Annotated in this window: 24 protein-coding genes and 1 pseudogene; 13 read left to right on the forward strand and 12 right to left on the reverse strand. The window is 69.2% G+C overall.

What is annotated here, in order from left to right; translation table 11 throughout:
- Positions 1 to 10 precede the first annotated feature (10 nt).
- Both AKI01S_RS36450 and AKI01S_RS36455 read left to right on the forward strand, forming a co-directional pair.
- Positions 11 to 166 (forward strand): aldo/keto reductase, encoded by a 156-nt coding sequence (locus AKI01S_RS36450; protein WP_369688759.1) that lies wholly within the window; start codon positions 11 to 13, stop codon positions 164 to 166.
- A gap of 293 nt (positions 167 to 459) precedes the next feature.
- Positions 460 to 1735, forward strand: a pseudogene (locus AKI01S_RS36455) (ISL3 family transposase).
- Positions 1736 to 1800: 65 nt separating this feature from the next.
- Here the strand turns inward: AKI01S_RS36455 and AKI01S_RS36460 are convergent.
- Entirely contained in the window at positions 1801 to 2193 is a 393-nt protein-coding gene (locus AKI01S_RS36460) for a tautomerase family protein (RefSeq protein ID WP_067828570.1), read from the reverse strand.
- Positions 2194 to 2288: 95 nt separating this feature from the next.
- On the opposite strand from AKI01S_RS36460, the gene AKI01S_RS36465 reads away from it, so the two are divergent.
- Entirely contained in the window at positions 2289 to 3158 is an 870-nt protein-coding gene (locus tag AKI01S_RS36465; protein ID WP_218009949.1) for a LysR family transcriptional regulator, read from the forward strand.
- Between the two features lie 707 nt (positions 3159 to 3865).
- The gene (locus AKI01S_RS51185; protein ID WP_157420419.1) at positions 3866 to 4231 is read left to right on the forward strand and encodes a hypothetical protein; all 366 of its coding nucleotides are present in this window, start codon (positions 3866 to 3868) and stop codon (positions 4229 to 4231) included.
- A gap of 87 nt (positions 4232 to 4318) precedes the next feature.
- Here AKI01S_RS51185 and AKI01S_RS51190 read toward each other — a convergent pair whose 3' ends face one another.
- From AKI01S_RS51190 to AKI01S_RS36485, 4 genes are all read right to left on the reverse strand, one after another.
- The gene (locus tag AKI01S_RS51190) at positions 4319 to 4810 is read right to left on the reverse strand and encodes a hypothetical protein (RefSeq protein WP_157420420.1); all 492 of its coding nucleotides are present in this window, start codon (positions 4808 to 4810) and stop codon (positions 4319 to 4321) included.
- 72 nt (positions 4811 to 4882) lie between these two features.
- Entirely contained in the window at positions 4883 to 5449 is a 567-nt protein-coding gene (locus AKI01S_RS36475) for a hypothetical protein (protein ID WP_067828576.1), read from the reverse strand.
- A 320-nt stretch (positions 5450 to 5769) separates the two neighbouring features.
- Positions 5770 to 6072 (reverse strand): hypothetical protein, encoded by a 303-nt coding sequence (locus tag AKI01S_RS36480; protein ID WP_157420421.1) that lies wholly within the window; start codon positions 6070 to 6072, stop codon positions 5770 to 5772.
- Positions 6073 to 6811: 739 nt separating this feature from the next.
- Positions 6812 to 7759: a sulfotransferase domain-containing protein gene (locus AKI01S_RS36485; RefSeq protein WP_067828581.1), complete on the reverse strand. Its 948-nt coding sequence runs from the start codon at positions 7757 to 7759 to the stop codon at positions 6812 to 6814.
- Positions 7760 to 8383: 624 nt separating this feature from the next.
- Here AKI01S_RS36485 and AKI01S_RS52580 point away from each other — a divergent pair.
- On the forward strand, positions 8384 to 8617 hold the full coding sequence (locus tag AKI01S_RS52580; RefSeq protein WP_174567445.1) for a hypothetical protein: 234 nt from the start codon (positions 8384 to 8386) through the stop codon (positions 8615 to 8617).
- Between the two features lie 128 nt (positions 8618 to 8745).
- Here the strand turns inward: AKI01S_RS52580 and AKI01S_RS36490 are convergent, their stop codons facing one another.
- Entirely contained in the window at positions 8746 to 9522 is a 777-nt protein-coding gene (locus AKI01S_RS36490) for an alpha/beta fold hydrolase (RefSeq protein ID WP_501162093.1), read from the reverse strand.
- Between the two features lie 204 nt (positions 9523 to 9726).
- Positions 9727 to 10350: a LysE family translocator gene (locus AKI01S_RS36495; RefSeq protein WP_067828587.1), complete on the reverse strand. Its 624-nt coding sequence runs from the start codon at positions 10348 to 10350 to the stop codon at positions 9727 to 9729.
- Positions 10351 to 10459: 109 nt separating this feature from the next.
- Here AKI01S_RS36495 and AKI01S_RS36500 point away from each other — a divergent pair, with 109 nt between their 5' ends.
- Complete coding sequence (locus AKI01S_RS36500) at positions 10460 to 11434, forward strand: LysR family transcriptional regulator (protein ID WP_067828590.1); 975 nt, start codon at positions 10460 to 10462, stop codon at positions 11432 to 11434.
- Positions 11435 to 12090: 656 nt separating this feature from the next.
- On the opposite strand, the gene AKI01S_RS36505 is transcribed toward AKI01S_RS36500, so the two are convergent.
- Positions 12091 to 12738 (reverse strand): nitroreductase family protein, encoded by a 648-nt coding sequence (locus AKI01S_RS36505; protein ID WP_067828594.1) that lies wholly within the window; start codon positions 12736 to 12738, stop codon positions 12091 to 12093.
- An 11-nt stretch (positions 12739 to 12749) separates the two neighbouring features.
- A complete protein-coding gene (locus AKI01S_RS36510) occupies positions 12750 to 14129 on the reverse strand; it encodes an MFS transporter (protein ID WP_067828597.1) in 1380 nt (459 codons plus the stop codon).
- A 134-nt stretch (positions 14130 to 14263) separates the two neighbouring features.
- Between AKI01S_RS36510 and AKI01S_RS36515 the strand changes: the two genes are divergently transcribed.
- The 4 genes from AKI01S_RS36515 to AKI01S_RS36530 all read left to right on the forward strand — a co-directional run bounded on the left by AKI01S_RS36515 (position 14264) and on the right by AKI01S_RS36530 (position 18878).
- On the forward strand, positions 14264 to 14713 hold the full coding sequence (locus AKI01S_RS36515) for a MarR family winged helix-turn-helix transcriptional regulator (RefSeq protein WP_067828600.1): 450 nt from the start codon (positions 14264 to 14266) through the stop codon (positions 14711 to 14713).
- 508 nt (positions 14714 to 15221) lie between these two features.
- Positions 15222 to 17003, forward strand: coding sequence for a class I adenylate-forming enzyme family protein (locus tag AKI01S_RS36520; RefSeq protein WP_067828603.1), 1782 nt, complete (start codon positions 15222 to 15224; stop codon positions 17001 to 17003).
- A gap of 96 nt (positions 17004 to 17099) precedes the next feature.
- On the forward strand, positions 17100 to 18017 hold the full coding sequence (locus tag AKI01S_RS36525) for a sulfotransferase family protein (RefSeq protein WP_281186189.1): 918 nt from the start codon (positions 17100 to 17102) through the stop codon (positions 18015 to 18017).
- Between the two features lie 123 nt (positions 18018 to 18140).
- Positions 18141 to 18878, forward strand: a complete 738-nt coding sequence (locus AKI01S_RS36530) for a sulfotransferase family protein (protein WP_067828608.1) — start codon at positions 18141 to 18143, stop codon at positions 18876 to 18878.
- A gap of 29 nt (positions 18879 to 18907) precedes the next feature.
- Here the strand turns inward: AKI01S_RS36530 and AKI01S_RS36535 are convergent, their stop codons facing one another.
- The gene (locus tag AKI01S_RS36535) at positions 18908 to 19588 is read right to left on the reverse strand and encodes a hypothetical protein (protein WP_157420422.1); all 681 of its coding nucleotides are present in this window, start codon (positions 19586 to 19588) and stop codon (positions 18908 to 18910) included.
- Between the two features lie 1125 nt (positions 19589 to 20713).
- Between AKI01S_RS36535 and AKI01S_RS52990 the strand changes: the two genes are divergently transcribed.
- The 3 genes from AKI01S_RS52990 to AKI01S_RS51195 all read left to right on the forward strand — a co-directional run bounded on the left by AKI01S_RS52990 (position 20714) and on the right by AKI01S_RS51195 (position 23235).
- Positions 20714 to 21052: a hypothetical protein gene (locus AKI01S_RS52990; protein WP_218009951.1), complete on the forward strand. Its 339-nt coding sequence runs from the start codon at positions 20714 to 20716 to the stop codon at positions 21050 to 21052.
- Positions 21053 to 21184: 132 nt separating this feature from the next.
- Positions 21185 to 22966, forward strand: a complete 1782-nt coding sequence (locus AKI01S_RS54865; protein WP_218009952.1) for a tyrosine-type recombinase/integrase — start codon at positions 21185 to 21187, stop codon at positions 22964 to 22966.
- A 56-nt stretch (positions 22967 to 23022) separates the two neighbouring features.
- Positions 23023 to 23235: a site-specific integrase gene (locus AKI01S_RS51195; protein WP_157420423.1), complete on the forward strand. Its 213-nt coding sequence runs from the start codon at positions 23023 to 23025 to the stop codon at positions 23233 to 23235.
- A 52-nt stretch (positions 23236 to 23287) separates the two neighbouring features.
- Here AKI01S_RS51195 and AKI01S_RS36550 read toward each other — a convergent pair whose 3' ends face one another.
- On the reverse strand, positions 23288 to 23599 hold the full coding sequence (locus AKI01S_RS36550; RefSeq protein ID WP_067828617.1) for a hypothetical protein: 312 nt from the start codon (positions 23597 to 23599) through the stop codon (positions 23288 to 23290).
- 1115 nt (positions 23600 to 24714) lie between these two features.
- A complete protein-coding gene (locus AKI01S_RS36555) occupies positions 24715 to 25164 on the reverse strand; it encodes a hypothetical protein (protein WP_067828629.1) in 450 nt (149 codons plus the stop codon).
- Between the last annotated feature and the right edge of the window lie 49 nt (positions 25165 to 25213).

Here is a 25213-nt window from a genome sequence, read left to right on the forward strand (position 1 = left end):
GGCGACACAGATGTCCGTCGCACTGGCCTGGCTGCTGCAGCGATCACCGAACATCCTGCTCATCCCCGGCACGTCATCGACGGCACACCTGCGCCAGAACATCGCCGGCGCGGGACTCTCCCTCTCTCATGAGGACTTGACCGAGCTGGACGACATCAGCCGCTGAATGCCCCAGAGCTGACCGCTTCACAAGCCACGACCAAAGCCACCGTTCAAGTTCCGGCCCCGGTCGCCTTCGCGCGGCCGGGGCCGAAGCGGGACGATTCGCCCTCGCCTGGATGACTTCAGATCATCAACCGTCAGGAACTTGTGTCACACCGGCGGTGGCAGCTCCCCCCGCGTCGGTGGCCGGGTAGGCGCCGAGGTCTCCCGAGGACCGGGGGTTCCTACACCAAGCCCGTCCGGAAGACCTCGACGTTGCACGACGCTACCCCTGAGGCCGGCTTCGCCCGCGCTGACATGAATACGTTCTGCCGCCTTGACGAGCTCGGGCTCGAAGTCACCGGTCAGCGGCTCGCCCCCGGACCATGCGGTTCTCGCGTGCCGGGTCGTCGAGTCCGATCAGTGGTGCCGCCGCTGCGGTTGCCAAGGCGCCGCGTGACACCGTGCCCCGGCCACTGGCGCACGAGCCACTGGGCTGGCGGCCCACGATCCTTCACGTCACGATCCGACGCTACCGCTGCATCGACTGCGGGCACGTGTGGCGGCAAGACACAACCAAGGCGGCTGAGCCGCAGGCGAAGCTCTCGCGCCGCGGGCTGCGGTAGGCGCTTGAAGCCATCGTCTGCCAGCACCTCACCGTCGCCCGTGTCGCCGAAGGGCTCGGGGTCGCCTGGAACACCGCCAACGACGCTGTCCTGGCCGAGGGCAAGCGTGTCCTCATCGACGACATCGGTCGGTTCGACGACGTCACCACGATCGGCGTCGACGAGCACGTCTGGCGCCACACCAGACGTGGCGACAAGTACGTCACCGTGATCATTGACCTGACCGGCAACCGCGACGGTACCGGCCCTGCCCGGCTGCTCGGCATGGTCGAAGGCCGCTCCAAGCAGCCTTTCAAGGCTTGGCTCGCCGAACGCGAAGAGTCCTGGCGCAACCGCGTCGAGGTCGTCGCGATGGACGGTTTCACCGGGTTCAAGACCGCCGCCAGCGAGGAACTACCCGACGCGGTCGCGATCATGGACCCATTCCACGTCGTGCGTCTGGCCGGCGACGCACTCGACCGATGCCGCCGACGTGTCCAACTGGCCGTCCACGGGCACCGTGGACGCAGGAGCGACCCGCTCTATACCGCACGGTGAACCCTCCACACCGGTGCCGACCTGCTCACCGACAGGCAGAAGGACCGACTGGCCGCGCTGTTTGCGAGCGACGCTCACGTTGAGGTCGAAGCCACGTGGGGGTCCACCAGCGGATGATCGCCGCCGACCGCGAACCCGATCGGAGGAAGGGCCGAGAGCTGATGGTGAAGTTGATCAAGTCGGTCAGCCAGGGCGTCCCGAGCACGTTGAGCGAGATCATCACGCTCGGCCGGACACTGAAGAAGCGAGCCACCGACGTGCTGACCTGCTTCGAACGCCCGGGCACGTCCAATGGACCGACCGGGGCCATCAACGGACGGCTCGAACACCTCCGCGGCTCCGCTCCCGGATTCCGCAACCTCACCAACTACATCGCCAGATCCCTGCTGGAAACCGGCGGCTTCAGGCCACGACTACACCCTGGATTGTGAAGAGCCGCCATATGGCGCCTTCACATGCCGCCGGAACGCAGAAGGCGTGGAGTGAACCGTTCCCCTCAGCCCTGCTGTACCGCGTACTGTGCGATGCCATTGCCGAACGACCAGTTCTCCGGCAGTACTTCCACAAGATTGATGAACACGTCTTCGGGGCGCACACCGGGGTTCGCCTGCAAGAGTTCGACGATGCGCAGGTAGAGCGCCTGCTTCTGGGCGAGGCCGCGCGTGTTGTTGGCGGTGATCCGGATGATGACCACCTCGTCGCTGCGTTCGACGCCGTAGTAGGTGGGGCTGACGCTGAAGGTGCTGCTGTCGTGCTCGGTGATCGTCATGAAGCGGTCGTCCTCCGGCACGTCGAAGGTCTCACGCATGGCGCGGTAGACGCCCTCGAAGAGGGCTTGGTGGTACTCGGCGGGCTTGCCTCGCCGCAACGACACTTGGACCAAGGGCATGGCCTGACTCCGTTCCTCGGGGTGGTTCGCAGCGTAGCCATCACTTGATCATTCAAAAAAGTCATCTTAGGATATTTCAGCCATTAAATATTTCAATGATCGGTGTGACGATGAAGATGCTCCCCCTGGACGCTGTGCAGGCCTTCGTACTGACCGCCGAGATGAAGAGCTTCACGCGCGCGGCGGAGGCGATGGACTCCACGCAGTCCGCCGTGAGCCTGAAGATCAAGCGGCTGGAGGACGCCTTGGGTCGCCGCTTGCTGGACCGTACGCCCCGCCTGGTCCGCCTGTCGCAAGACGGCGTCGCCTTCCTCGGGCCCGCACGTGAACTGCTGGCCGCCCACGCGGACGCGCTGGGCTCGTTCGGCCGCCGGCGGCAACGCCTATCGATCGGCATAAGCCACCACGTCGTCGGCGCCGAACTGCCCCACCTCCTGCGCCAGATAGGGCGAGTAGAGCCAGACCTGAGGCTGGAGGTGAGCATCGCCAGCTCTTGGGAGCTCCTTGACCTGTTCGACAGCGGTGAGCTGGACGCGGCCGTCGTGCTGCGCCACGAGGGCCGCCGCACCGACGGTGAAGTTCTGATGGAGGAGTCCTTTGGCTGGATGGCCTCATCCGACTTCGAACACCGCTCCGGTGAGCCTTTGCGCCTGGCCCTGCAGGCCAAGTCATGCCATGTGCACCAGATGGCGGTGACCGCGCTGAACCACGCGGGCATCGCCTGGCAGCAGGTGTTCGCGGGCGGCGGCATCGCGACCATCGGTGCGGCCGCAGCAGCAGGCTTGGCCGTGGCGGCGCTCAGCCCGCGCGTGGCCCCACCCGGCACCATGGACATGGGCCGATCACTCGGCCTCCCCCCACTGCCCACCCGCAGCGTCGTCCTGCAATCACACCCGTCCGAGCCGGCCGCTCGCAGAGCGCTGCGCACCTTCGCCTCCGCCCTGCGCGCCACAGCGGGACACTGACCACCACCACCGCAAGGTTGTGGAGATCAGGCTCTGCCCCAATGCCGCGCCGTCGGACCGGGAACCCGCCTGGTCGACAAGATCAACGCGGCTTGGGGCTCATGACACGCTTCTTACCGGCACGACAACCAGGGGGCGACGCGCCAGAATCCAGTCCGACGCTCGGCGCTGTCCAGCAAACGCACCCTTTGGCCGGTGTCGATGACAGGGCCCTGGCGGGGGGAGGAGGGTGGCGGGTAGGGACGCCGCCGGGCCTGGCGCGTTGGCGGGGTCCTGGTCGCACACGGCCACCGCATCCTTCTCGGACGGGCGCTTGGAGGGCCGGGCGTCGGCGGCGGGCCGCCCCGAACCCCGCAGCGAGGAGACCCGGCTTACAGAGGGGGAGCAGGGCCCTTGACCGGCCTGAAGGGGCAGGAACACCGACCAAGGGCCCTGTCTGCCGCCCCTGCGCGGGCCGCCCGGCACCCGGGCGTCAGGAGGGGAGGGACGCCGGGCGCGGTGGCCCGCTGAACCCATCGTTGCCATGCCCGGTCCTGGTCTCACCGACCGCGGGGATATGGTCATCGCCCAGCAGGCCAGACTATCTGTCCTCATTGCGCCCTCGTTGGCCCGGAGCCTCGACGGCTACGGCGAGCCGCACGGCGTCCCGGCTACTCGCCCCCCGGTCTCGGCGCTCTGGATCACGGGCCCGGCGTGGTCGTGCGACGATGGACAGATGGGGCGACAGCACGCAGCGGCGGCGCGGCCGGCCCGCCGCCACCGGCCCGAAGATGTTCGCGAACATGTCGTCGGAGCGACGACATGACGCTCAGCGACCTGTTGCACGCCGCCGCCCCGGACCGCCCCCGAGCGACCCCGCCGAGGCGTTCGGACCGCTGCGCGCCCACCGGTGGCAGCTCAGCGCGCTGGGGCCCTACGCCCTGGCCGTCGAACAGGCCGCCGCCCGCGCCTTCAAGCTCGCCCACGGCCTGCCGCCACCACCACCGACGACCATCTGTCGGCCGACCAGATGGTCGAGGCCCTGCCGGCGGTCGGCCTGGCCCGCGCCGGACGTCGGGCGGCGGAGGCGATGATGGCATGGCCGAACGCGAGCACCAGGAACGACGAGCACACCGACGCCGCCGGGGCCGGGGCCGGGCACGGACGGATCAGTGGCGGTCTCAGCCGTAGGACTGGGCCCAGTACTCGACGGTCTGACGCCCCCAGACGGTGAAGGTCGCGCCGTACTTCTTGTGCCCGGCGTTGGTGACGCGCAGGTAGCGGTAGCGGCCGTCGCAGGGCCAGGGCCGCGGGGTGCTCTTCATGACCCTCCAGGCTTTCCACCGGTTCTGGTACTCGAATGCCACGCGCATCTTTATGCCCTTGCCCCAGCAGCGCGCCTGGACCTGCATCACCCGGTGCCCGTACTTGCGATCCCACCGCGGGCTCCAGTTGGAAACCCGCTTGGACTGGTGCTTGAGGGTGACCCACTTGGCGCGCTTGGCCACCGCCTGGCCGAACACCGCCTCAGCCGCCGCTGCCCCTTGGGCAGTGGTCGACGCGACGGCGGTCTGTGGTGCGGCGGCGGCCTGGGCGGGGGCTGGGGCCAGGGACAGGACCGCCGCCGAGGCGACGCCCAGCATCCCGGCCCTGGTCGCGAGGTTGGTGCGCATGGTGTGCTCCTTGCTGATCGGGTCGGCGGCGGTCCGTGGTGACCACCGCTCGGGCGGGCTCACTGCGGGGCCTCAGCCGTAGGACTGGGCCCAGTACTCGACGGTCTGCGGAACCGGGAGGGAGAAGGTCGCGCCGTACTTCTTGTGTCCGGCGTTGGTGACGCGCAGGTAGCGGTAGCGGCCGTCGCAGGGCCACGTGGCGCGCTTCATGGCCTTCCAGTGCCTGTACTGGTTGCGGTAGTCGAAGGTGACGTACATGGTTCGGCCCCTGCCCCAGCAGCGAGCCTGGACCTGCATCACCCGGTGCCCGTACTTGCGATCCCACCTCGGGTTCCAAAAGGTGGTCCGCCTGGACTGGTGCTTGAGGGTCACCCACTTGGCGGGCTTGGCCACCGCCTGGGCAGTGGCCGACGCGGCGGCGGTCTGCGGTGCGGCGGTGGCGGCTTGGGCGGGGGCCAGGGGCAGGGCCAGGGCCGCCGCCGAGGCGACGCCCAGCATCCCGGCCCTGGTCGCGAGGTTGGTGCGCATGGTGCGCTCCTTGCTGATCGGGTCGGCGGCGATCCGTGGTGACCACCGCCCGGAACCGATCCTGCTCAGCGGACCGGCGGCCCGGAACAGGCCCGGCTCCAGTCGGGACACTGCGAGACGTCCCGCCTTCTGACCAGCCGGGACGCACCCGATGGCGGGACGCGCAGGGACGCCCGCGGGACGACGTCACAAAGCCACCCGGAAGACGAGTCGCCTTCGAGTACATCGACTTCCTGGGCTGCTACGTCTTCACCCGCGCTGAAGTCGCCGCCGGGCTGCGCCCCTTCCACGACCCGATCCAAGAAGGGGACGCATCCCCTGACACGCTGCCGGCATCAAGGCCATGAAGTGGTGGCGATGCGGACCCGCACGACCCGCGGACACCGATCCCGAGCTCGCCGACATCCGGCAGGCCCTCAATCGGACCGGCGTCATCCCGGGGTCACCGTGGAGTGAGGGGTTCGGGCCAGGAACCAGGCTCGCCACCGCGCCGACGGCGTGGTGCCGTGCAGCAGGGGGCGGTGCTGCAGGTCGGTGACCGGGCCGCCGTCACTCCAGCACACCGGCGTCTGGTCCCGGGTGGTGGCGCGGTGCGCGCCGGGGTGACCCGCCGGGCGGGTGCAGGCGAACCCCATCCACTCATGCCGAGCCACGACGGTGCAGGGACCGGGCTCGCCGACCTGCTGTCCTTCCCCGGTCTGACCGTCCGCGATGGCGCCCCCGGCTTTCGTCACGGGCTGGGGTTTCGTTACTCCGCCGCCCACAGCATCCGCTTGGTGCTCTGCGAAGTCGTGCAGGAGGGCCTCGGTGGGTCGCCGAACAGCGGGCCGGGCACGGCCAGCAGGTGGTCGATGGCCTCGGTGCGGCTGGCCCGACAGTGTTGGTGCGGCCGACACGGGCGTAGGCCCTCCAGCGGCCCGCCGATCGCCCGCCGCTGCTTTTGACCACGATCCCCAGCTCCTGTTCGACCCCGGGGTCCCAGCGGTCGCTGACCACGATCCGGTAGCCGGGGCCGTCGGTACGCCGCGGCGGCCGCCAGCCGGCTTTGGACGTAGGGGGGCCGTTAACGGACGTGTCGCCGGCCGCAAACCGAGGGAGCGACCTGGTCAGCGGCCGTTGGCGACCGGGGAATCGGGGTCGAATCGCAGGCGGGCCTTGCCGGGGCTTGTGGTCAGGGCCCTCATCGACCAGGCCGGGCGCTTCTTGCCCGAACTCGTGACCAGCGCCCGCCGTAACGGGCACACCTGGCGCGACATCGCCCACGCCTGGCGGTCAGCTTCGCCGATGGTGGGCTACCGGCAACGGCGGCCAGCCATATCGCGCCCATTCGACGCTCTGTCTTGCGGCCGGCCGGGGCAACGGCGTAGGCGACCCGGCACCCGTCGGGCGAGATCACCGGCTGCGACGGCACGACGCCGTCCGCCACCAGTTCCGCGGTCAACTTTGGCGTGTCCTCACTCATGCACCGCGCCCTTAGGGGTTGCCTGCCGCCGGCAGCGCGGGCCGATGGATCCAGGCGGCAAGGTCCGCGGGCGCGCATTGGGCGACTCGGGCGGCGTACCGGGGAAGCTCCTCCTCGCTGAGGACCTGCCGCCACTGGCCTGTTGATCCGCAGTGGAAGAACTGGCCGTGGTCGTGATAGAAGCCGTCGTGGCTGGCTTCGGGCGCGAGCTCGCCGGCCCGGCCCTTCATGGCCGCGAACGTGGCGGCCTGGACGAGGTCCGGCCAGGCTGTCTCGGCGATGGCGATCCCGAGCCGGGCTGCTATGTAGCGCATCTGCCCTTCGAGGTCATCAAGGAGGTCCTCGTAGCGCAGCAGCACGATGTTCGGCTGGTCGCGGACCTGCCAGAAGGTGTCCAGATGGTGAAGCATGATCTCCAGGTCGGACACGGCCTTGCCGGGCGCGGCCGGATTGACCCAGGACCAGAAGCGCTCGCGCGCGGTCCCGCTCGGCGGGGACGGAGCGGCGGCCAGCAACTCGTCAAGGACCACGGCGCCCACGACATCCTCCCGCAATGCCAGGGACACCGCCCGGTCGATGTTGCTGGCATGGCTGTCCAAGGACACGGCCACATCCCGGGGGTCCCGGCTTGCGCACAGGTAGGTGACCCGGTCGTCGAAGGGCAATCCGTCAAGGGGCGTATGGGTCTTGATGAACCGCCGGTGCGTCTGCGCCTCGAGGTCGGCCAGCACTGCGGTGAGCGGACGCAGCAGGACGTCCAGCCATGGCGAGATCTGGTCGAGCGGCCGGTCGAATGTCGGGCTCTTGAAGATCTCCAGGGCGCAGATCATCTGCAGCCAGGTCGTGCCGCACTTCGCCGGGGTGCTGATCACGATGTCGCCGGGACGGAACACGAACCCATCCCAGCGGGCCGAGTCCGTAAAGGAGGTCTGGTAGCGAACGCGTTCCCCCAAGCCCATGCGGGGAGATTGACAGCAACCAGATCGGGCCGTCAACCGTGCCGTGAATGACCGGAGCGCCCCGCTAGCACAATGACTCCCGCCCCGCGTCCGGTACAGCGTCCGGCACGTCGTCCGGGGCTGAAGTCGACCAAGCCCAGGACCCGGCCGTGTACCGGCTCCTCCAGCCGCGCCGCGATGACCGCGAACCAATTCTCCTCCGCGACGTGCAGTGCCGACCGCACCATCCGCGTGAGCCGGCCCGAGGTCGGGGCTCGATCCGCTCCTGGCGGCAGTGCCGCAGCAACTCCTCCCGCACCCGATCGGGGTGATGTTCGGCGTGCGCCACCTCGGCCGCCAGCCACCGCGTCAGCTTCTCGGCGTCGACCACCGCGCACACCCGAAACCCCAGGTGATCGCGGATGTGGGCGCGGTGATACTCGATCGTCCGGCCGTTCCCAGTCGTAGAGCCCAAGTTCCGAGGCCGGCACTTTGACCTGTCGGGCGACGTGGTTGCCGAACTCATCGGCGAACTCCGCCCGCCCGCGTGGGAACCGGTCATGCCGCATGTAGCACTTCAGCAGCAGCGTGAACCCCAGCCTCGTCGGACCGTGTTTGCTCTTGTTCGTCCTCCAGTACCGTCCAGTGCTCGACAAGCTCGTCCATCCCGACCGGTTGCCGACCCATGGGGCCGAATCACCACGCAACCTCCAGGCCAGGCGCGGCCGATCACACAAAGGCGTCTCGTTCGCGGCCGGTGACACGTCCGTTAACGGCACCCGAGCCAGGGCGGGGGATGATCAGGTCCGGGTGGATCTGTCCGACGGACTCGCCTTTCGCCCTGCGGTGGAGCACGGCGTGCAGTACGTCGCCGGATGACGGGGGCCGGCCGCCGTGCTTGCCCTGGTGGGTGGCGTAGGCGAGCCCTTCGAGCGTGAGAGCCCGGGGCCGGGGTGTCGCTGGCGCCCGGTGGATAGCAGGGTGTCCGAGTGTCGGCTGCGCTGTTGCTACGGCTTGCGCGCGGTGGTGAGGAAGTCCAGGACGAGGGGACTGGCGTGGGTGCGGCACTCCTCGAAGTAGGCGTGCCGAGCATGGGGGACCAGGTGCAGTCGGGCGCCGGGGATGCGGTCGGCGAGCAGGGGCGCGTTGGCGGTGGGGTTGAGCAGGTCGTCGCTTCCGTGGACGACCAAGGTGGGGGCGCTGATGTCCGGCAGCAGGTGCCAGGCATCGTGCCGGTTGCTGGCCGCGAGGTGGTGGCGCCGGGCGTGGGCAGGCATGCGAGGGTCACCGAGGGTGTGGTGCGGGCCAGGATGGGAGGCGAGCCATCGAGGGGTGTACATCAGCTCCAGCAGGGACTGCCGCGCGGCTCCAGGCTGAGGTTGCGTCAGGGCTCGGCGGACGTCGTTGCCGCGTTCGACGCTGTGCGGACCGCCGGGTGAGGCGCAGCCGAGAACCAGGGCGCCTACCCGGTGGGGGTGACGGGCCGCGAGATGCTGGGCCACCCGTCCGCCCATGGACGTGCCGTAGACATCGGCCCGGTCGATGCCGAGTTCGTCCAGGACGGCGATGACGTCCCGGGCGAACAGTTCGGTGCTGTAGGGGGCGTCGGGCTTGTCGCTGTCGCCGGTGCCGCGGTAATCGAGCGTGAGGGTGCTGCGAGCGGAATGGAAGTCGGCGCGAACCGCGTCCCACCAGTGGTGGTCGTTGGCCTGGCCCGCCAGCAGGACCAGCGGTGCCCCCCGGCCCTGGAGCTGGTACGCGATGCGGGTTCCGTCGGGTGCCATGGCGTACGTCATCGGCTTCCTCGCTCCCGTGCCGTCGGGCAGAGTGCTCGCGTGGCCCCGGACCTGAGCGGACGGCGAAGCCGGGGCGATCGTTTCGGGTGCTTCGCCGCCACCGGTCATGCGGGGCGACCTCATGGCTGCCAGCACGCAAGGGTGGCAGATGCCTCGGGCGGTCGGGCGCTGGAAGAAGTACCGGCCCCGTCCTCAGAGACCTGCTGCCACTGCGGCGCCCAGCCCCAGCAGGACGACGCCGGTGGTCACGCTGAGCCCCCGCAGGACGGTCGGCTGCGATACCAGGGCGCGCCCTCGGCCGACGGCCCAGGTGAGCAGCATGTACCAGGAGGCGCTGACGAGCGCCCACAGGGCTCCCAGGGCGACGGTCGACAGGAACACCGGGCCTTCCGCGGTCACGAACTGGGGCAGTACCGACACGGCGAACACGCCCGCCTTGGGGTTGCCGAGGTTGGTGATCAGGCCGGTGAGATATCCGCCCGCGAATCCGGTGCGGCGCTCGCCCTCGCCGGGCGGGCGGGTGGAGACGGTGGTGAGCGCGGTCCGTAGCGTCTTCACCCCGATGATCATCAGCACGATGCCGCCTGCGATCCGGAGCGCCGCGTACGCGGTGGGGCTGGCCAGCAGAACCGCGGACAACCCGGCCGCGGCGGCCGTGGACCACAGTAGGAAGCCAGTGGCATTGCCCGCGAGCGTGCCCTGGAGCGTACGTTGGCCGCCTTCCAGAACCTGCCGGATCATCAGGGCTTGACTCGCGCCTGGCAGCATCGCCAGCAGCAAGGTGGTGACGATGAAAACGGGCACATGCGTGGGCATGGGAAAAGAACCCCTTCCGGGGACGGCGGCCGATGGTGTCCCACCAGGCTGCCCCTCCCGCACCCCTAAGAGAAGTTAAAATAGAAGGGGACAGCGTTAAGATCAGTGAATGGTGGTGGACCCGGGACAGCTGCGGCTTCTCGCGTTGATCGAGCGGCACGGCTCCCTGACGGCGGCGGCTCACGCACTCCAACTCACGCCCGCGGCGGTCACACAGCAGGTGGCCAAGGCCGAACGCGACTGGCAGGTGCCGCTGGTCAGCCGTGGTCCTCGCGGGGCGACGCTCACCGCGGCCGGTGCGCTGCTGGCCTCCCACGGCCGAACCGTGGAGGAGGCGTCGGACAGGGCCGAGGCGGAACTGGCCGCACTCCTCGGGCACCTCTCGCTCCGTCTGCGGATCGGGACGTTCCAGGCGGCTGCCCTGCACCTGCTGCCACCGGCCCTGACGGCGCTGCGCCACCGCCATCCGGACGCCGACGTCTCGGTCGTGGACGTGGTGTCCGGACGCGGAGCGGACGAGATCAGCGCGGGGCGTCTGGACGTGGCCATCGTCGCGTCCTGGGGCACGCCGCTCACGCCGCCCCCACACCTGCGCGCCCACTCGCTCCTGGTGGACCCGATGGTCGTGGTCCTCCCCGATGACCACCCACTGGCCACCGGACAGCCCGCCGACACCGAACTCCACCTGGAACAACTGCGCAACGAACCGTGGGTGTCCATCCTGGCCGGCCATGCCGCCCGCGAGCAGTTCCACGACGCCGCCCGCAGGGCCGGCTTCACCCCCACGGTGCGGTTCGAGACCGAGTCCTACGACGTCGCCCAGGCCCTCGTCGGCACAGGCATCGCAGTGGCCCTGGTCTCGCGCCTGGCCCTGACCCGCGCGCCTGGCACCACCCATCGCGAACTGGCCCACCCCAGGCCCTACCGCCAGCTCTACGCCGTGACCAGAACAGACGCCAGCCTCACACCACTCGCAGACATGCTCATCGACCTCCTCCGCGATGTCGCCCGCGACATCACCGCCGCCTGGGAGGCTCCTTCGCAAGAAAACCAACGCTCATCGAACTCCCCGCACGGAACCTGAAAGCCCCCGGTTCTGAACCGACACCACCTGGGTCGGAGCGGCCAACCCCGCTCCGACCCACCATCGACGTCGGTAGCCGACTTGGCGTCGGCCTCGCCGTAACCGGGCGGGGGAGCCAGGATGCCGGTGATCTCGGCGACGGCTTCGCCGCCGGGCCTGGTGTAGCGCATGGCGGTGCGGGGGTTGTTGTGGCGGGTCTCGGCCATCAGGAGTTGCAGAGGCACTCTGGCCTCGCCGAAGTGGGTGGCGGCCGAGTGCCGGAGCTGGCGTAGGTCGAGGTCTTCGACGTTGGGGGAGAGAATCTCGCTGTCGGCGACGTAGACCTGTTCGACAGCGGTGGGCTGGACGCGGCCGTCGTGCTGCGTCACGAGGGCCGCCGCACCGACGGTGAAGTTTTGATGGAGGAGTCCTTCGGCTGGAGGGAGGCAACCGGAATACGCCAGAACGGGATCACCGGGGCACGTTGTAGCTGTTGGAGCGGGGACGCCCTGACGCCTGAGCGTTCGGCTCAGGCGTCAGGGCTGCGGTGGTGCACTGGAGTGGTTAGCTGGCGAGCGGCGGCGAGGGCGTCGCCCCCGTCGGACGTTCACGAACAGGCAATCCTGATCCGTGGCCTCTGCAGCTTGGGTCAGATGCTTGGCTTGGTTGTCGGGCGTTCACCATCGTTCCCAGTGCAGGACCTTGTCGCGTGGGATGCGGGGCGCGGGTTTGAAGTCGGTGCCGATCGTGTAGGCGAGCGGGATGAACGCGGCGAGCATGACCTCGTTGTAGGGGACGCCCAGTACGGCGGCGAGTTCGGGTTCGAGGGGTCCTTGGGCGGTGGTCCATGTGGTGCCGAGGCCGCGGGCGCGGGCGGCGAGCATGAAGTTCCAGGTCGCGGGCAGGATGGATCCCCAGGTCCCGGATTGGACGGCCACCGGGGCGCGGTCGGTGCGTCCTTCGATGGCGGGGATGACGAACGCGGGGACGCGGTGGATGTTGTCGGTCAGGTGCCGCAGCCCGTCGAACACGCCTTGGGTGGAGCGCGGAGCGTGGTTCATACGGCGGATGTCGTGCTCGGTCAGCGGTGGGCCTTCTGCAGCGGCGAGCGCGCGGCGGAAGATGTCGCCCACCTTGCGGCGCAGGCGCGGCTCGGTGACCACGATGAAGTGCCAGCGCTGCCGGTTGCGCCCGGTGGGCGCCTGGGTGGCCAGGTCGATGCACTCCTCGATGAGCCGGCGCGGGACGGGCCGGTCGAGGTCGAGCCGCTTGCGGACGGCCCGGGTGGTGGACAGCAGTTCGTCGGGGGTCAGGTCGAGGGTCATGGCGGTACTCCTCATGCTGGTGTGGAGATCGGTGTGGTGTTCGCCGGTTCGCCGGCCGGGGGTTCGGCGCGGGCGCGCAGGCCGAGGTAGGCGATGAGCGCGCCGAGTAGGGAGAAGGCTCCGGCGGTCAGGAACGCCGCGCGGTAGCCGTCCAGTGGGGAGGTCGGGACGGCCATCACGGCCGCGAGCACGGCGACGCCGATGCCGGCCCCGATCTGGACGGCGGAGGTGACCAGGCCGGAGGCCAGGCCCTGGCGGTTGTCGGGCAGTGCCCCGACGGCGGCGATGTTGAGACTGGGGAACGACAGGCCGTTGCCCACACCGTGCACGATGAGCGCGGGCAGCAGCACGGTCGCGTAGTCGCCGGACGCGCCCGCGCGCAGGAACAGCAGGATCCCGGCGCCTTGGACCAGCAGCCCGAGCGCGGCGGTGCGCCGCAGGCCCCAGCGCCCGATCAGCCGTCCGGCCAGGTTGGCGGTCACGACGATGGCCAACCCCATCGGGACGATTCCCAGCCCGGTGTCCAGCGCCGAGTATCCCAGCACGCCCTGCAGGTAAAGGACGGCCGCGAACTGCCAGCCGATCGTCGCGCACGCCCAAGCCAGCGCCGCCAGATTCGCCGCGGTGAGCCGTCCCGAGCGGAACACCCCCAGCGGCACGAGCGGGTCCCGCCGGCGCCGCTCGATCGCCACGAACGCGCCCAGCAGCGCCAGCGCCGCGACGCCGGCGGGCCAGTTGGTCTCGGTGAGCGCGTAGACCAGCAGCAGGACACCGCCGGTGGCGGTGCCGGCGCCCGCTGCGTCGAATCCTGTGCGCGGGGCGTCGGTGCGTCCGGCCGGGATCACCCTGGGGGCGACGGCGAGCACGAGCAGCGCGACAGGCACCGGCAGGAAGAACACCAGCCGCCAGCTCACCTCGGTGAGCAGCCCGGAGGCGATCAGCCCGGCGCTGTAGCCGCTGGCCCCGGCCAGCGCGTACACGCCGAGCGCCCGGTTGCGGCGCGGCCCCTCCGCGAACGTCGTGGTGATCAGCGAAAGCGCCGCCGGGGCGGTCAGCGCGGCCGCGACGCCCTTCACCACGCGGGTGGCGACCAGCAGCCAGCCGTCGGAGAGCAGGCCGCCCGCCGGGCTCGCCGCCGCGAACACCGCCAGCGACGCAAGGAACATCCGGCGCCCTCCGAGCAGGTCGGCCAGCCTCCCGCCGAGCAGCAGGAACCCGCCATAGGCGACCGCGTAGCCGGACACCAGCCATTGCAGCGTGCCCTCGGGCAGCGCGAGGTCAGCGCCGATGGCGGGCAGCGCCACGCCCATCAGCGATAGGTCCATCGAGTCCAGGAACACCGCCGCGCACAACAGGATCAGGGCCACCGTCGCCCGGCGGCCGGAACGCATCACCAGAACACTCCATCTTTGAGCAGACGATCTACAACAAGACGGAACCGTATGTCCGCAAATTATCTGCCGTCAAACAATCGCCTGGAAGATGGTTCTGATAGCCTCGGACGGGTCGACAGTGCAGGAGACTCATGCCTTCCAAGCCCGCCCGGCCGGTGTACTTCCCGACGCTGGCGGCCGAACGCCCGGACATCGCGATGTGCCGCGCCTCGGCGTACCTGGCCCGCGCCGCCGACGCCCATGCCGCCCGGCACGGCCTCGGCGTCGGCCAGCACCTGGTGCTGAAGATGCTCGACACCGTCGGCCCTTGCTCGCAGCAGGTGCTCAGCGAGGAACTGCGGATTGACCGCAGTGTCATGGTGAATGTGTGCGACGACCTGGAGCAGTCCGGATTCGTCCGCCGCGAACGCAACCCCGACGACCGCCGCTCTTACGCCGTCACCATCACCGACGAGGGTCGCGAACGCCTCGCCGGGGCCGAGAGCACCGTCTCCTCCTATCTGGAAGAAGCATTCGCCCCTCTCACCACCAGCGAACGCGCCCAGCTCACCGTCCTGGTCAGCAAGCTCATGCAGCTCTGATCGTCCCCCGGACCGTGAATGGTGCGGTGGATGGTGGAGCTGTAATAGCCCGCAGGGTTGTTGACGCGGGTGATGGGTGGTTGGGCGGCCAGAGTGGGTGGTGACCTGGCAGAGCTCGGCGGTCTCGTCGGTGCGAGGGACGGTGCCGTGCCGGCGCTTGAGCCGGTCGGGGCAGCGCTCCGCCATGTTGCGGTGCTGGTAGACCTCGGTGCCGAAACCTGGCGGTCGTCCACCGCGTGAGCCGCGCCGGGCCTGGCCAGCCGCCTGGTCGGCGCGTCAGGGATCGTCGCGCCGTTCCCGTGCCGCCGCAGATACGCCCGGCTCGTCCGGCTGCTGTCACCTTTGTCGGCCACCAGGCGATGGGGTCGTGTCCTGGGCCGTTCGGCTCCGGACACCGCACGGCGATCCCCTCAGCACCGCAGCGAACACGGCACACCTCACAGGTAACTGCATGTGTAAATATCGCTACTTGCGGTTACTTCATGGATTGAGGTCGGGAGGCTTGGCAATGGAGACCGAGACCGGTTCCTTCTGCGGTGAGGTCGCCCCCTGGCATGGGGGAGGTGTGCCGCAGCCGCTGCCTGCTGCGCCTGCTGCGGCACGGCAGTACTACACGCAGGGTTGGTGGCGCGGCGAGACCTTTGTCGACGACCTGAGGATGCGGGCCCGGCAGACGCCTGACGCGGTGGCGTATGTGAACGTGCGGGCGGCGGGCGGCCGCACCGAGGTGCGGCGGGTGAGTTTTGGGGAGCTGGGCGGGCTGGTGGAACGCTTGGCGGCGGTGTTGTGGACGTGGGGCGTGCGGCCGGGTGACGTGGTGGCGCTGCGACTGCCCGATCAGTGGGAAGCGGCCGCGTTGTGGTTGGCGTGCAGCCGGGTGGGGGCGGTGGTGCTGTCGCTTCCGGCTGGTGCCGACCGGCGGGAGGATGAGGTGGTCCTGCGCGGCGCGCGGGCTGCTGTGCTGGTGGTCGCCTCGACCGGTGGCGGAGGCCCGCTGGTGACGCCATGCCCCGGCGCGGAAACGGCCGAGGTGGGCGCCGGTGTGAGGGCCGGAGGATCGTGCGGCGGGACCGCCGTTGTCGAGCTGGGGGAGTTGCTGGAGCGCGCGCGGGCGGCGCGGCCGCTGTCGGACCGGCATCCGAGGGCGTCGGCGGACGAGCTGGTGCAGGTGGTGCTCACCTCCGGCTCGACCGGCAGGCCCAAGGGGGTGTTGCACACCGCCAACACCTTGTACGCCTCGCTGCGCGCGGCGCGGCGGCTCTTGCCGCCCCGGCCGGTGGTGACGTGCATGGCGGCCCTGACCCATTCGGCGGGCTTGAAGTACCTGACGTTGATGCCGCTGGTCACTGGAACCCGCTCGGTGATGCTGACCAGCGAGCGCGGCCATGACGGCGATGAGTGGCTGGACCTTATGGCTTGTCACCGGGTGAACTGCATGGTGACCCTTCCGGTGTTGCTGGAGCGGCTGTCGGCCGCGCAGCGGCGCCGCCCGCGTGACCTGTCGGAACTGCGGAGAATCTTGAGTGTCGGCGCGGTGATGCCCGCGAGCACGGCGGCACAGGTACGTGCTTCTCTGAGCGACGGACTGGTCAACGTGTACGGGATGACCGAGGGCGGCCCCCTCTGCTCGACGCGCCCCGACGACCCGGGTGCCCGCGCCGAGGACGGTGTAGGCCGTCCCGTGGGCGGCACGCAGGTTGCTGTGCGCGATTGCGGCCAGCGCGTCAACGGGCTTCCGACCTCCGTTCGGGTCGGCAGATCCCCCCTGGGCGAGGTTGGGGAGATCCATGTGCGCGGCCCGAGCCTGTGCCGCGGCATGGTCGAGGTGCCGTCCTGGGAGCCGCTGTGGGATCCGGGCCGCGATGACGGCTGGTACGCCACCGGTGATGTAGGGTCCTGCGGCGAGCAGGGGAACATCCGGTATCTGGGGCGGATTGCCGACCGGGTCGGGTGCGGCCACCTGGTGCCGACCGCCGAGGTGGAGCGCGAACTGCGCGGCCACCCGCAGGTCTGTGATGTCGCGTTGATCGGCGTCCCCGACCGTCAAGGGCATGAGGCGGTCTGTGCCGTCGTCGTCCCCACCGGCGCCCCGCCGTCACTGGAGCAGCTGTGGGAGCATCTGCGCGCCCGGACGGTCAGGCAGGAGTACTGGCCGGCGCGATTGGCGATCGCCCCGGCACTGCCGCGGACCGGGCTGGGCAAGGTCGGCAAAGCCGAACTGCGCAAGCAGGTCATCGACGGTATCTGGCCCGCCCACGGCTATGACGCCATGCGCAGTCGACCGCAGTGACGAACGCGCCGACACCTCCGACTCCACCGCAAACTCAAAGAGTTACACTACAACTACTCAATGTGTATAAGGGGGAGTGGAGTGAACGGTGAAAGTATGACGGTCAGTGAGCGGACCGGCGGCGAACCGCCCGATACCCGCGCGCCGGCCGCCGGCGAACCGGCCGCAGGCGGGCACCGTCTTCAGACGGGACCCCAGGTGGCGCCTCCGTCACCGCCTCCGCCCCTTCCGCCGGGGTGGACGATCGCCCCACCCGACTTCGTCGGAGTGGGGACGATGAAGTCGGGCACCACCTGGTGGTGGTCGGTGCTGATCGAGCACCCCGATGTCACCTCCTCCCGTGAGGCGCAGGCGGCCGCCGAGTGCCCAGGCGATGACCCGCGCCAGCGGCACCGCAGGATCCACCGGGCCAAGGAGGTGCATTTCTTCGATCACCTCGGACAAGTCCTGGAACTGGACCCAGCGTCCTATCATCGCTATTTTCCCAGGCCTGCCGGCACCATCGCCGGGGAGTGGACCCCGCGCTACATGCACGACTTCTGGACACCGCCGATGCTGCGGGCGGTCGCGCCCCGGGCCAAGCTGCTGGTGATGCTCCGTGACCCGCTGGCCCGGCTGGCTTCGGCTCTGGGCTTCCATCGTGCGCTGACGAGGCGACAGGACCTGGCGGCGGTCATGGACCACCAGTTCGGCCGCGCGTTCTACTGGCAGCAGATGCAGCGGCTGAGGGCGGTCTTCCCCGACGAGCAGATCCTGGTCCTGCAGTACGAGAAGTGCATCGCTGAGCCGCAACGGCAGGCGCGGCGGACCTTTGAATTCCTTGGCGTCGACCCCGACGCCTGGCGCCCGCCCCACGCATTGAGCGACCAGGTGGGACTGTCGTTCGCCGCGCCGACCCTGACCCAGGCCACCCAGGACGCCTTCCGCCAAGCGATCGCCCCCGACATCGCCCGGCTGCTCGCCGCGTTCCCCGACATCGATCCCGCCCTGTGGCCCAGCGCGCCCCGCGCGTGACCGGCCTCACCAGAAGTCGGCCGGCCGAAGGCAGCGCTCCACGGCGCGCGGACGGCATGCGCGGGCGCCATCACACCTGTGCGGCCGACGCCGACACCGCCGCGCAACGGAGAGGAACCAGAGATGCTCGACGTCATCGGGGCCGGCTTTGGACGCACCGGCACCTACTCACTGAAAACCGCCCTGACCCGCTTGGGGTACGGACCCTGCCACCACATGACCAGCCTGGGCGAGGATCCGAACCTTCTCCGGCATTGGGAAGCGGTGGTGGCCGGGCAGCCGGTGCAGTGGGAGCGGGTTCTGTCCGGATACCGGTCCGCGGTGGACTGGCCGGTCGCCGCGTACTGGCGGCAGCTCGCCGCCGCCTATCCCACAGCGAAGATCATTCTGACGGTGCGCTGCCCGCACCGCTGGTACGCCAGCATGCAACGGACGCTCTACCGCTCCTCCGGCCCCGCCTCACCTGGCATGAACGGGTTGCTGATGTGGATGGAGGATCGCCTCGACCCGTACCTGCGCCGACGTCGGCAGATCTCACGCGAGGTGATCTGGCGGCAGACCTTCGATGACCGCTTCACCGAACGGGACCATGCGATCGCGGTGTTCGAGCGTCACAACGCCCAGGTGCAAGCCGCTCTGCCCGCCGAACGGCTGCTGGTCTTCGACACCGCACAGGGCTGGGAACCACTGTGCGCGTTCCTGGACGTCGCGGTCCCCGACGAGCCCTTCCCCCGCCTCAACGACGCCACGGCCTTCCAGGACGGCCTCGCCCGACGTCGCCGTCGCATTCTCACCGGCCGCGCGACCGCCGCGCCCGCCACCGCCGCGGGCATCGGCGAGCATCCCGACGCGGTCCGCTGAACTCGACGCCCTGAGCATCGGCGCGGCGCTCACCTGCCCGTGTCCGTCCCCCTCAGGTGAGCGGCGAGAACCTGGGAGTGGCGACCATCGGTAATGATCTCCAGGCGGCGCGGCCACCGATAGGGAGCCGGCAGTCGGCCAGGACCCCGGAAGTACAGCACCGTGCACCCGCGGGCCCCCTGCCGGGGGTTGAAGCCGCCGCCATCGGCTTCCAGCCCACCGCCCTGCCCGGTGAGAGCATCCACCACCAGCCTCAGCAGCTCCTCGCGAGGCTCGCGGAGCCGGAACGCCAGATGCGCCTGGTGCTGGTGCTCCCGCTCATCGGTCATCACTGCGGCAGCGCCGCGCTCAGACGCCGGCAAAAGGAACAATTCCAACGACCGTCCCTGAGGCAGACCCGCCTGCGTGATCATCACTGGAACGTCTTCAGGCCGCAGGCCATGACGCTCGGCCAGCCGTGCCCGGACCACCGTGCTGGGCACCAGCGGCGTCGGCCGGAACCCACGCCGAGCCAACTCCGCCAACGCGTAGTCCACCCGTTCGGGAAACACCAGCAGCGCTCCATGATCAAAACAGGTGAACCGCCCCAACGAGCGGTGTGCCGCGACGGACGCGGCCGCCGGCAGCAACCTACGCAACACGCTTACCGTGCTGTGCGCCACCACGAACTTCGCCATCGCCTCAATGCGCAGCCAGTCCGCGACAGTCAAGCCAGACATTCCGTACCTCCGTACACGTGGACGATATTCTTCCAATCAGAAGCGAGTCCGCATTCGAATTCGCGTTGGCCATCACATCGTCGCGCGCCGTTTCGTGCCGGTGTGCATTGACGTCAACCGCGGCAAAAGTTTGCACTGTCACCAGCCTCTCGGATTTGCTTTCAGTGCTGGTCTGATGATGATCGGTTATGCCCGGCACTGGGCGGATGCATTGCATCCGGGAGGATTCCCGAGGGCTTTCTCTTCGGCATGACTGCCTACGGCCACTGGAAGTCGGCTGTTGTGCAGTTGGAGCAATGGCTGGTGGTTGAGCCTGCTGCCAGCGGATTCGGCCGCCCCGGCGGCGGAAGAAGTCCTCCCCGTCCATGTCAGGGGAGCGTGTCGGCTCTCCAGCGCGTCGTCGGGGTCGACGGCAGGCTGGTGGGGCGCGGCTGTCGAAGCGGCCGCGACGCTAGTGGCCGTCCCGGATGTCGCTGGTGCCGCCACGTACGCTGTGCGGCCCGGCGCCCGAGTGTCGCGTTCATGATCTGCTCCTTTTGTTGCGGATGAACATCCCTATGATCACCCAAAGGAGCCGTTCGATTACTGAACGGAAGTATATAGTTGGAAGATCATCCTGGGCGGCTCCGCGCACAGGTTCGTAGCGACCGGAGAACCTGGCGGCGCGAGGCCCGCCGCGAGCCTGGACGGTGACCTTCTTACCGCTCGTGACGCGCGGCAGGTGGGCGCCAACGGTGGCGGCGGTGTCGACCGTACAGTTGCGGTGAAGCCGGGCATGGGCAGCACCGGAACCAGGACGGCGTGGGGCCTGCCGTCGCAGGCCGCGGGCAGGCGCCCATCCTGATCTGCTCGTACTTGGGCTGCGGGCCCGGCCATGGCTGGGTGAAGAGCGGATCTATCCCAGGACGTGCCCTTGCGGATTGCAGGTGAGACATTGAGCAAGTGAGAAATAACCCGTGGGTTCCCTGAGCGAGCTTGTACGCCTGTAGCCCCTGGACCAGGGGTTCTGTCCTGGATCTATGCCGGTTCTGTCATCTGAAGAGACTTCAGGATCCTCGAAGTTCCATCGTGGCCTGTGCTCGTCTTGCGGCTTGGGTGAAGGCGAGGGGGCCGGAGTTGGCGCTGGCGGTCGTGAAGGATCTGCGGGTCGCGCGTGCAGCGGCGACGGCCGAGGACCTGGAGGCGTTGGAGACCGACGTTCTGGCGGGGTTCGTGTTGGCGCGGGCGGCGGCGGGGTTGTCGGACGGGACGATCTCCTCGGATGTGATGCATCTGGAGCAGGTGCGCGCCTGGTTCGGGCGGCCGTTGTGGGAGATGGAGCCCGGCGAAGCCGACGCCTACTTCGGCAAGGTGCTGCGGAGCACGGCCAAGGGCACGCGGTTGCCGCGCGCCCAGGCGCTCAGATGTTCTTCCTGTTCCTGGAGTTGCGACACAAGGTCGAGATCCACCAGATGACCGGCCGGGTCGTGGAGTGCCCGATCGATGAGATGAACCGGCCTCGCGGCCGTCAGCAGGCCAAGCTGCGGATCCCGCCGACCGCCGACCGCCGAGCAGGTCGGGCGTCTGTTCTCCGGCTGGCGGGAGGAGTTGACGACCTGTCGCAAGTTCGCCCCGGCCGCGCGGAACTACACCGCCAGCCGGTTGATGGCCGACGTCGGGCTGCGGGTCAACGAGACCTGCAAGCTGGATCTTCCCGACATCAAGTGGGGCCTGGGCCGGTTCGGGAAACTCCACGTCCGGCTCGGGAAGGGCGCTCGCGGGTCGGGCCCGCGCGAACGGATGGTCCCGCTGATCAACAACGCGGGCGGGACGCTGCGCTGGTTCGTCGAGGACGTGTGGGGCCAGTTCGGCGACGACCACACCCGGCCCGGTGTTCCGCTGCTGCTCTCCGAACGCAAGAACACCGACGGGACCTCGGCGCGGATCGGCGACGAGACGATCCGCGCCACCCTGGCCAGGGCCGCCGCCACACACCTGCCGGACTGGCCGGAGGTGGTGACTCCGCACGTCCTGCGGCACTTTTGCGCCTTCCGGCTCTATGCCGCCGGGATGGACCTGATCGCGATCCAACAGATCCTCGGCCACGCCTGGATCGCCACGACCATGAACTACGTGCACGTCACCGGCACCCACGTCGAGGATGCCTGGATCGCTGGCCAGCAGCGCACCGCGACCCGGAAGGACTACGGCGATGAAGTGGAACCTGCGGCTGGCGGCCGCCAACCGCGGCATCTGGAAGGCCAGCGAACTCCAGCGGCTGCTCGCCGAGCACGGCCTGGTCATCAGCGCCGGGAAGATGTCGGGGTTGTGGTCGGGGGAGTCCGCCAGCATCAAGCTCGACGACCTCAACATCATCTGCGCCGTGTTGGGCTGCGGAGTCGACGAACTCCTCATCCTCCAACCGGACAAGGTCAAGCGCGCCGACGAGGGCCAAGAACAGCAGGCCGCGACCGTGGCCTCGGGCGGACCGCCCATCATCCCCAAACGCAAGGACGGCCGGACCCTGCCACCAACCTGATGGGTTACATCTCTCCGGAGAAACCGGCCGCGACCTGCATCGGATGCTTCACCTGGGGCGTGCTTCCCGGCCGCTACTGCCGGGCCTGCTACACCTATGGCCAGCTCCACGCCGAAGGCGAGTGCACCTTCTGCCACCGGTTCGTGCCGGTCAAGCGCAGCTACTGCCGCCTTTGCTGGCTCCAGGCCAGCCTGGACGCCAAGGACCACGTCACCGTTCTCGAACCGTTCCTTCGCGCCCTCACCCACCAGCAGCTGTTCTTCGTCGGCATGCACCGCATCCGCCAGCGCGGCGGTCCTCGGCTTGGCAAGGGTGGCCGCAAGAGGCGCAGGCCCGCGCCTGTTCCTGGGCCGCCAGTCCCGCCCACCCGCTGGACACAACTGCGGTTTCCACTGGAGATCCGCCGCGACTGCTCACGCTTCAACCGGAAAGATCATGCCGACCTGGCCAACCCGGCTTTGATCCAGGCCCGCAAGGTTGCTGGCGACCTCGGCGAGCGTCGAGGCTGGAACCGCCGGGTGGCCAGCGACATTGATCGGACCCTGGTGATCCTTCTCTCCGGGCACATCGGCGGTGACAGGATCAGGCACTCGGAGCTGTTTCCCGTGCTCCGCCGTTACGGCCTCACCGCTGAGCGCACCTGCCAAGTCCTGGAGCACCTCGGCCTCCTCGACGACCGCGTCTCAGTGTTCGAGGCGTGGATGGACCGCAAGCTCGCCGACCTCGCGCCGGGGATCGGATCCGAAGTCGAGCACTGGCTCAGGACCCTCCGAGACGGAGGACCCAGATCCCGGCCTCGCAGCGCCGAAACCGTCTGGGCCTACATGCACGCGATCCGCCCGCACTGCTGACCTGGTCAGACCGCTACGACCACCTTCGGGAGGTCACCCGCGACGACATCCTCTCCGTGATCGACACGCTGACCGGCGCCGAACGGCACCACACGCTCAGAGCCATTCGTTCCCTCTTGAGCCACTGCAAGAAGAACCGCTCTGTCTTCCGCGATCCAGCCGCCCGACTACGAGCCGGAGAGCAACCCCGCCAACTGATCACCCCGCTCGCGGACGAAGAGATCGACAAGGTCGTCAGGCACGCGTTCTCACCCACGCCCTACCGCTAATTTCTGCGCTGCACTCATCCTCCTCGCGGGCCGACGCGCGCCTTCTCGGTGCTCATGCGTGGCTGGCTGCGCGGCTGGTGTAGTTGAGGGCGGGGCGGGCGCCGCGGCGGCGGATGGTCAGGGCCACGGTGTCGGGCAGCAGCGGCAGCACCTCGGAGACCAGGGCCGCCAGGTGGTCGTCGGCGGTGAGGCTCAGGCTGACCGAGACCCGGCGGCCGGGCCGGTGGTAGCTGGTCTCGACTCCGTCGTGCTGCCAGGCGGTCTCCCAGATCTGCATCGACGCCTGGTGCCGGGTCTCGGCGGGCAGTTCGACAAGCAGATCCACCGACATCTGCCACCACCGGTGGCCGGTCTGCTGGTTCATGGCCCCACGCTAGAAGCGGCGTCCAGCCCGGTCCTCACGATGACCTCACGTTCGCCGCGCTGACCTTGCATGGGGTGGCCGGCACGCATGGGGCGGGTCCAGCCGCCGCCGGACACCGCTAGTGGCCCGCCGGGCGGGACCCGTCGTTCGTTCTGTGCCCCACGGCGACCTCGCGGGAGAACGGCCCGCGCACCACCGCCTCCATCCCCGGCCAGCAACGCCGCCCCAGCCCCGACATCCGACCGCGGCGGCGCTCAGGGCCGGGCCGTGCAGATGATCGTCATCGTCGTCTCCGGGTGCGTGATGGTGGAGATGCGAACTCCACCATCACGCACCGTGAACACAGGCCGACGGCATCCCATAGACCGATAATCACATTTGGTAGTATTATCGTTACCCTTAGTGGCAATGGATGTCCTTAGGGAAGTTCTCGTGCGTCATTCCCATCCGCTCCGACGCCTGCCGACCGCCTTGGGCGCAGGCGCCCTGGCATGCGCGGTCCTGGCGCCCCTGACCGTCACGCCCGTCCACGCCGCCCCGCGCTGCGTCGCCTGATTCAGGCCGCAGGCGCTCAAATACACCTACGATCCGATCCCCATCTTCGGCACCACCCGCTTCATCTCCCAGGGCGCCACCTTCCCCAACGGCGAGTGCCTCACCACCGGCCGGTTCCTGGAACACAGCGAGGGGTGGTTCAACGGCAGCAAGAAGGACCGCTACTGGGTGCGGTCGCTGCCGGGCGAGGGAAGCTACCAGTACTTCTACAAGATCCAACCCGCTGACGGAGAGCCACCGTTCCCCAAGTACTGGGTCGATGGCGGCGACATCTTCTGGCGCAAGTAGTCCTGCCGGCCGGCCAGCACACCCCCAGGCCGGGGCACCCTCGGGCTTCGACGGTGCCCCGGCCGGGCGGGATTGCGGCCGCTGTCTGGCCCCTGTCCGGCCGGGCCGCCCGCTGGTTCCCCACCGGACCGGCAGGGAGATGGCCACCACGACCCCGGCACGACCCCGGTACGGCCCCGGGCACCGCTTCGCCGGGTCTGTGGCGAAGCCCCTCAGAGCCTGCTTGTGGACTAGCGATCTGGGGTGGGGCTGCCGCGCTGCGGTTGATGTCTTTAGCTGTCACGCGTCACGCTGAGCGCGTCGAAAGCGAGGTCGGCGTGGCGATCGACGGGGGTGCCGGCCGAGAGCAGGAGACGAGCACTGTGGTTTTCCTTTTCCTCCACTCCGCAGGCCACGCTCCTGAAGTAGAAGGTGTATTTGGACATGTTCCTGGCCGAGCGGACCGGGAACGACAGGTTCACGCAGGTGCCCTGCGCCTTGAAGGAGTCTTTGGCGTAGTAGAAGCGGAACTGGCCGTAGTAGTCGGTCGACCCCCACACGCACAGCCGCTCCAGCGATCTGCAGTCGTTCGGGTTGGCCTGGGCGGTGGCCGGTGCGGGGACGGTCCGCGTAGAGGCCCCCGTCGACGCCGCCGACGCCGTCGATGGGGTCGTTGCCAGCGTGCTGGCGAGTAGGGCCGAGATGGCGAAGCCGCTGGTCGTGAGGCGGACGGGACGGCGCATGTCGATCTCCCTTCAGGGCCGGTGCTCGTCAACCCGGGGTGCCGTTAAC

The sequence above is a fragment of the Actinomadura kijaniata NBRC 14229 genome (assembly GCF_001552175.1).
GTDB classification, from domain to species: Bacteria; Actinomycetota; Actinomycetes; order Streptosporangiales; family Streptosporangiaceae; genus Spirillospora; species Spirillospora kijaniata.